We start from the raw sequence: 7,098 nt of genomic DNA, 5'->3' as shown, positions 1-7,098 counted from the left end.
CCGCGCGAGCCCGACCGGCTGGCCTACTTCTTCGCCTGTGCCCCGGAGGGCACCGCGCTGCCCGAACTTGCCCGCGCCGCCGGCAGCCGTTGGGCGATCGAGGAATGCTTCCTGCGCGCCAGGGACGACCTCGGCCTCGACCACTGCGAGGCCCGCTCCTGGCACGGCTGGCACCGCCACATGACCCTCGTCATGGCTGCGCAGGCCTTCCTCGCCACGCTCGCCGCCGCGCAGGCCCGCGCCGCCTTCGGCAAACCGCCCGAAGACAAAACAAGTCCGTCGCCGCACCGGAACGTCCACGCGGCCGCGTGACCGTCGCCGCGGCGGAGATCATGAGCATGCCCGAACTGCGCACCCTGATCGCCAAGCTCGTGATCCCACACCGGACACGTGCCGCCTTCGTCCGGCACTGGTCCCGATGCCGACGACAGCACCGAGCCGCGGCCGCCATAGGCCATCGAAGGCTACGGCTAAATGCGCAACTGTAGTACTAGAGTTGGACGGGCAAGCATGGCGCATGATGCGGACCCGGGCAAAACACAATGCTGGTCAAATCAAACAAATAGCGGTTCATTGGAAATCAATGAGGAAATCAAAACAGCCGCAGACGGAGATTCGCCATGGGACGCAAGAAGCAGCAGGCTTCGTTGAGCAAGGTTGTGTTCGGAGACGTCTTCGGCAACGCGCTGCAGGGCGCCGACGGGCGCGACGTCATCTTTGGCCGCTCCGGCGATGACGAAATCGCTGCTGGTGCGGACAGGGATCATGTCTTCGGCGGCTTTGGCAACGACGACATCGATGGCGGCGCGGGCGACGACAAACTCTTCGGCGGCTTTGGCGACGACAGCATCCGCGGCGGCGAAGGCGACGACCGCATCCAGGGCGGACCCGGCGACGATACGGCGGTCTATGACGGGGCGGTCGAGGACTACGAGATCGCGACCTTCGGGCGCTTCAACCAAGTGGTTCGCGTCACCGCGACCGGTCAGGATGTCAGCGATGCGGGGTCCGACTTCCTGAAAGGGATCGAGGCGCTCTATTTCGCGGCGGACGACTACACGCTGTTTCTCGACGGCACCAACAACGCCCCGCTCGCCGGCGACGACACCGCCACGACAGACGAGGACAGCGCGCTGATCCTCGATGCGACGACGCTGCTGGCCAATGACCGGGAGTTCGACGGCGACACACTGACCGTCGTGGCCGTGGACGCAAGAAGCGCCGCGGGTGCCACCGTTACCCTGTCCGGAGGCGAGGTCACATACGATCCCGGCAATCTGTTCGATGACCTCGCCGTGGGAGAGACGGCGACCGACACCTTCACCTACACCGTCGGCGACGGAATGGGCGGAACGGACACCGCCACCGTGACCGTGACCGTCGAAGGGCGGAACGACGCGCCGCGCCTCTTTGCCCTCTCCGAGCTCTGCGTGGCCGAGGACACGGCGGGCTTCGCCCCCGTCCTCGCGGCCAGCGACATCGACGGCGACGCGCTGGGCTTCGCCGTCACCGGCGGCGCCGATGCCGCCCTGTTCGATGTCGACGCCATGACCGGCGCCCTGAGTTTTGCCTCCGCCCCCGTGGGCGGCCAGACCTACGAGGTCGAGCTGTCGGTCGAGGACGGCAATGGCGGGACGGACAGCCAACTGATTTCGGTGGAGGTGGCGCAGTCCGGCGCGGCGATCACGCCCCGGATCAACGAGATCCATTATGACAACGGCGGCGCCGACACGGGCGAGTTCATCGAGGTCCGCGTGGCTGCTGGCGCCGACGTCTCCGGCCTGTCGGTCGAGCTGCTGAACGGCTCCAACGGCTTAGTCTACCAGACCGCCGCGCTGCCGGCCGCGCCCACCGGGACGGACGGGACATACGACTACTACGTCCTGCCGATCGCCGGCATCCAGAACGGCAGCCCCGACGGCGTGGCGCTGATCCAGAACGGCAGCGTGCTCGAGTTCCTCAGCTACGAGGGCAGCTTCACCGCTGCCGGGGGGACGGCAGCCGGCCTGACCTCCACCGATATCGGCGCGTCCGAGGGCTCCTCCACCCTCGCGGGCCAGTCCCTGCAGCGCGGCGAGGGCGACGACTGGACCGGCCCCGCGGACGAGACCCCGGGTGCGGAGAACGCTGGCGGCAGTGGCGGCGGCGGTGGCGGCACCCCGCCCCCCGCCCCGGGTTACGCCCGGATCAACGAGGTCCACTACGACAACGACGGCGCCGACGCGGGCGAGTTCATCGAGGTCCGGGTGGACACCGGCACCAACGTCTCGGCCATGTTCGTGGAGCTCCTGAACGGCTCGAACGGCACGATCTACGGCACCGCCTCGCTGAGCGGTCAGCTCTCGGGCTCCGATGCGCTCTTCGACTACTACGTGCTCGACATCGCCGATTTCGGCGTCTCAGGCATCCAGAACGGCGCGCCCGACGGCGTGGCGCTGGTCGACGGCGGCACGGTGCTGGAGTTCCTGAGCTACGAGGGCAGCTTCACTGCTGCGGAGGGCACGGTTGCCGGCCTCACCTCCACCGACATCGGCGTCGCCGAGGGCGGGGGCACGGCCATCGGCTCCTCGCTCCAGCGCAACAACGACGGGACCTGGGACGCGGGCGCCCCCGAGACGCCGGGGGCCGCGAACGATCCCCTGCCCGCCACGGTCACGCTGAACGAACTTGCGGTCAGCACCACAGGAACGGACTGGGAGTTCGCCGAACTCTTCGGTGTGGCGGGCACGTCGCTCGACGGTTACGCGCTCCTGCAGCTCGACGGCGACGGAGAGATCCGGTCGATCCTCGACTTCTCGGGCCTGGCACTCGGCAGCAACGGCTTTGCGCTCACGGCAAGCGATCAGGCACAGGCGACCTTCGGTGTGGAGCCCGACCTGACATTCGCCAACGACACCTTCACCAACACCGCCTCGACCTTCCTGCTCGTCGACGGCTTCACCGGCGCGGCGCGGTTCGACGATCTCGACACCGACGACGACGGCGTTCTGGACGTGACCCCGTTCGCCTCCGTGGTGGACTCCGTCGCGCTGGTCGACGGCGGGACTCCGCTTCTCTATTCCGGCAACGTGGTGGGGCCAGACGGCAGCTTCCTGCCCGCCGGCGCGGCCCGCACGGAGGATGGCGGCGGCACGTTCACGGCGACAGACTTCTCCGCCTCGGGCACCTACTCGCCCACGCCGGCTGCCACGGATGCCGCCACGACCTACGCGATCGCGGCGCTGGACGAGGACGCCTTCGAGGGCGACAGCGGAACCACCGGCTTTGCCTTCGAGATCACGCGCGCCGGCGACCTTTCCGAGCCGGGCAGCGTCGACATCGCGATCGGCGGCGGCGTGGATGGCGACGACCTCACCGTTCCCACGCTCGCGGCCACGGTGACCTTCGCCCCGGGGCAGAGCTGCGCGACCGTCACCCTCGACGTCACCGGCGACCAGATGCCCGAGGGCGACGAGGCGCTGGAAGTCACCCTGGCCAACGCGGTCGGCGGGGAGATCGTGGAGGGTGCGGCCAGCGTCACGATCCTCGACGACGACACGATCACGCTGATCTCCGAAGTCCAGGGCGCCGGCGCCGACAGCCCGCTCCTGGACCAAACGGTCACGGTCGAGGCCGTGGTGACCAAGGTCGTCTCCAACGGCTTCTTCCTGCAGGAGGAGGATTCCGACGCCGACGGCGACGCCGCCACGTCGGAGGGCGTGTTCGTCTTCACCGGCGGGATGCCGTCCGTGGCCGTGGGCGACCTGGTCAAGGCCGCCGGCATCGTCGACGAATTCTTCGGCGAAACCCAGATCGCGCTGTCGGGGCTGCGCGTGATCTCTTCCGGCAATCCGGTGCCGACGGCCGCCGCGGTGCTCCTAAGTGGGGCGGCAGTCAACTTCGAGGCCGTCGAGGGCATGCGCATCGCGCTCGACAGCGGAATCGCGGGCGAGCGGATCACGGTGACCGAGAACTTCAACCTCGACCGCTTCGGCGAGATCGCGGTCTCGGCCGGCAACAAGTACCAGCCGACCCAGCTCTTCGACGCGCAGACGGAGGCGGCGGAGATCGCCGCGCTGACTGAAGCCAACGCCAACAATCGGCTCCTGATTGACGACGGCGTCTCGGGTCAGAACCCCGTCGCCTTCGAATTCATCCCGAACACCACCCCCGGCGATAACGGCAACGGCTACCTCGACGCGGGCGACACCTTCATCGAGGACGGGCCGACCCTGCGCCTCGGCGCCGAGATCGAGGGGACCACGACCGGCGTCATGCGCTTCGCCTTCGGACAGTACCGGATGCTGGTGGACGAGCCCTTGAACATCGACCCGGCAACGAACGAGCGCCCCGACGGCTTCGACGACGTGGGCGGCACCATCCAGGTCGCGGCGTTCAACGTGCTGAACTACTTCACGACCCTGTCCGGCAACACGGTGGGCCCGAACAACCTGTCGCCCCGCGGCGCGTCGAGCGAGTTCGACCTCGAGCGGCAGACCGACAAGATCGTCGCCGCGGTGCTCGGCACCGGGGCCGAGGTGCTGGCGCTCCAGGAGATCGAGAACGACGGCTTCGGCGCGGGCAAAGCGCCCGACACGCTGGTGGCCGCCATCAACGCCGAGATCGGCTCCGACGACTTCGCGTATGTGGACCCGACCGGCATCGGCGGCTTCATCGGGACGGACGCGATCACCACCGGCATGATCTTCGACCAGACCCAGGTACGGCTGATCAACAGCGACTTCCTCGTCTTCGACGAGGCGTCGGCGGCCGACACCTTCGCCCTGGCCGACGTCCTGAACGACGTGGTCCCGTCCTTCGACCAGCTGGGCGACTTCGAGCGCAACCGCCCCGCGGTCGCCGCCACCTTCGAGGACCTGACGACGGGCGAGACGTTCACCGTGGTCTCCGTCCACTTCAAGTCCAAGGGCGACAGCGGGCTCGACGACCTGGTCGACGCGGCCCAGGACTACCTCGACGGCGGCGGGACCCAGATCACCCAGGCCGACATCGACGCGGTCATCGACGACGCCAACTTCGACCAAGGCGACGGCCAGGGCTTCTGGAACCAGGTCCGGGCGGATGCGGCGGCGGAGCTCTTCACCTGGCTCGAGACCACCTACATGGGCGGGGTCGAGGACTACCTCGTCATGGGCGACCTCAACGCCTATGCCAAGGAGGATCCGGTCCAGACGCTGACCGATGCCGGGCTCGAGGACCTTGTCGACGCCTTTATTGGCCAAGACGAGGCCTACAGCTTCGTCTTCAACGGTCAGCGCGGCTCTCTCGACCAGGCGCTGGCGTCGGATGGTATCGCGGATGCGGTGACGGGCGTTGCGGAGTGGCACATCAATGCTGACGAGCCGGACCTGCTGAACTACAATTCGCGGTTCAACGATCCCGCATTCTTTGAGCCAAGCCCCTATGCCGCCTCCGACCACGACCCGGTGATCCTCGGCCTCGACCTCGGGACTACCGATATGCTCACCTGAGCCCGCAGGCCGGGAAAAGGGGCGGGCACATCCGGCAAGATCCTCGTTTGATGTGCTGCTGATCGCGCGCCGTGACTGCGGCGGGTCTTGTCAGAGGAACTCGGCTTGAGGCGGGGCAGCGGCCTCTCTACCCTGCCCCGATGTTCGAGCGTTCTCCGTTCAGGTACTTCAAGATGTCCCCGGAGATCATCCGCCTGGCGGTGATGCTCTACGTCCGATTTCCACTGTCGCTGCGCAACGTGGAGGACCTGTTCCATGAGCGCGGCCTCGAAGTGAGCCACAAAGACTGAACTGCCCCAATTGGGTGGTCCGGTTTCAATCTTAGTGCATGACGGGTCTCGGCGCCAATGCCGTAGCTTGAGGTGGGGGCGAACCGCTGCCGCGTGACGGCCAGAGGACTGCCTCTGGCGCCGGTGGGCGATAGCTCAGGGACGAATGGGGCCACACGGTGTTGTAGTGGACGCGCCACGCCTCGATCACCACCCGTGCCTCGGCGAGCGAGTGAAAGATCTCGCCGTTCAACAGCTCGTCGCGGAGCTTTGAGTTGAAGCTCTCGCAGTAGCCGTTCTCCCAAGGGCTACCTGGTTCGATGAACGCCGTCTTGGCGCCCACGGCAGCGATCCAATCCCGCACGGCCTTGGCAATAAACTCAGGGCCGTTGTCCGATCGAACATGGCCGGGCACGCCTCGCAGGATGAAGAGATCGGGCAGGACATCGATCACGGCGGCCGAGTTCAGTTTCCGGTCGATCCTGATGGCCAAACATTCCCGGGTGAACTCGTCGATCACATTGAGCATGCGGAACTTCCTTCCATCATGGGTCCGGCTCTCGACAAAGTCGTAGGACCAGACATGGTTTGGCCGCTCGGGGCGAAGACGGATGCACGACCCGTCATTCAGCCAAAGCCGACTCTTCTTGGGTTGCTTTTGGGGAACCTTCAGCCCCTCCCGCCGCCAGATCCGCTCGACGCGTTTCACGTTCACCGCCCAGCCGGCGTCCCGAAGGAGAGCCGCGATGCGGCGATAGCCGTAGCGCCCATACTGGCTGGCAAGCGCGACGATGTCCGCGGTGAGCATATCTTCATCGGCCCGGCCTTGCGGCACCTTCTGCTGGGTCGAACGGTGCTGACTGAGAACCCGGCAGGCGAAGCGCTCCGAGATGGAGAACTTCCGCCGGACATGATCGACGCAGGCTCGGCGGCGGGCGGGGCTTAATAGTTTCCCGAGGCAGCCTCTCGAAGGATCAGCTTTTCGAGCGTCAGGTCGGAGACGGCCTTCCGCAGCCGCTCGTTCTCCTTCTCCATCTCCTTCAGCCGCTTTACCTGGTCGGTCTTCAGCCCGCCATACTCCTTGCGCCACCGATAGTAGGTGAACTGCGTCACGCCGATCGAGCGCACCGCCTCGGCCACTGACTGGCCCTGCGATACCGACACATCGACCTGCCGCAGCTTCGCGACGATCTCTTCGGGCTTGTGCTTCTTCTGGGGCAATCCTCTATCCTCCATCTGAACCGCGCCGGGTTTGCCGGAGGCTCCAACTTCTGAGTAGGGTGGAGCATCATGAGCAAGACCACGAACAAGTTTTCTCCTGAGGTGCGCGAGCGGGCGGTGCGGCTGGTTCTCGACAG

Annotated in this window: 2 protein-coding genes and 2 pseudogenes; 3 read left to right on the top strand and 1 reads right to left on the bottom strand. The window is 66.8% G+C overall.

Annotated elements, in window-relative coordinates:
* The 3 genes and pseudogenes from DR046_RS22400 to DR046_RS22390 form a co-directional block, all read left to right on the top strand.
* Positions 1 to 312: pseudogene (locus DR046_RS22400) on the top strand (hypothetical protein); the annotation flags it as partial.
* A 308-nt stretch (positions 313 to 620) separates the two neighbouring features.
* Positions 621 to 5,471 (top strand): ExeM/NucH family extracellular endonuclease, encoded by a 4,851-nt coding sequence (locus tag DR046_RS22395; RefSeq protein WP_115384567.1) that lies wholly within the window; start codon positions 621 to 623, stop codon positions 5,469 to 5,471.
* Positions 5,472 to 5,611: 140 nt separating this feature from the next.
* Positions 5,612 to 5,755: pseudogene (locus DR046_RS22390) on the top strand (IS6 family transposase); the annotation flags it as partial.
* Between the two features lie 37 nt (positions 5,756 to 5,792).
* Here the strand turns inward: DR046_RS22390 and DR046_RS22385 are convergent.
* Positions 5,793 to 6,961 (bottom strand): IS3 family transposase gene (locus DR046_RS22385; protein WP_115384566.1). Its coding sequence is split into 2 segments (ribosomal slippage): positions 5,793 to 6,697 and positions 6,697 to 6,961, totalling 1,170 coding nucleotides; the frame shifts between segments, so codons are not numbered across the junction.
* Positions 6,962 to 7,098 lie beyond the last annotated feature (137 nt).

The organism is Jannaschia formosa, from assembly GCF_003340555.1.
GTDB classification, from domain to species: domain Bacteria; phylum Pseudomonadota; class Alphaproteobacteria; order Rhodobacterales; family Rhodobacteraceae; genus Jannaschia; species Jannaschia formosa.
This window is presented reverse-complemented; position numbering and strand designations above follow the sequence as displayed.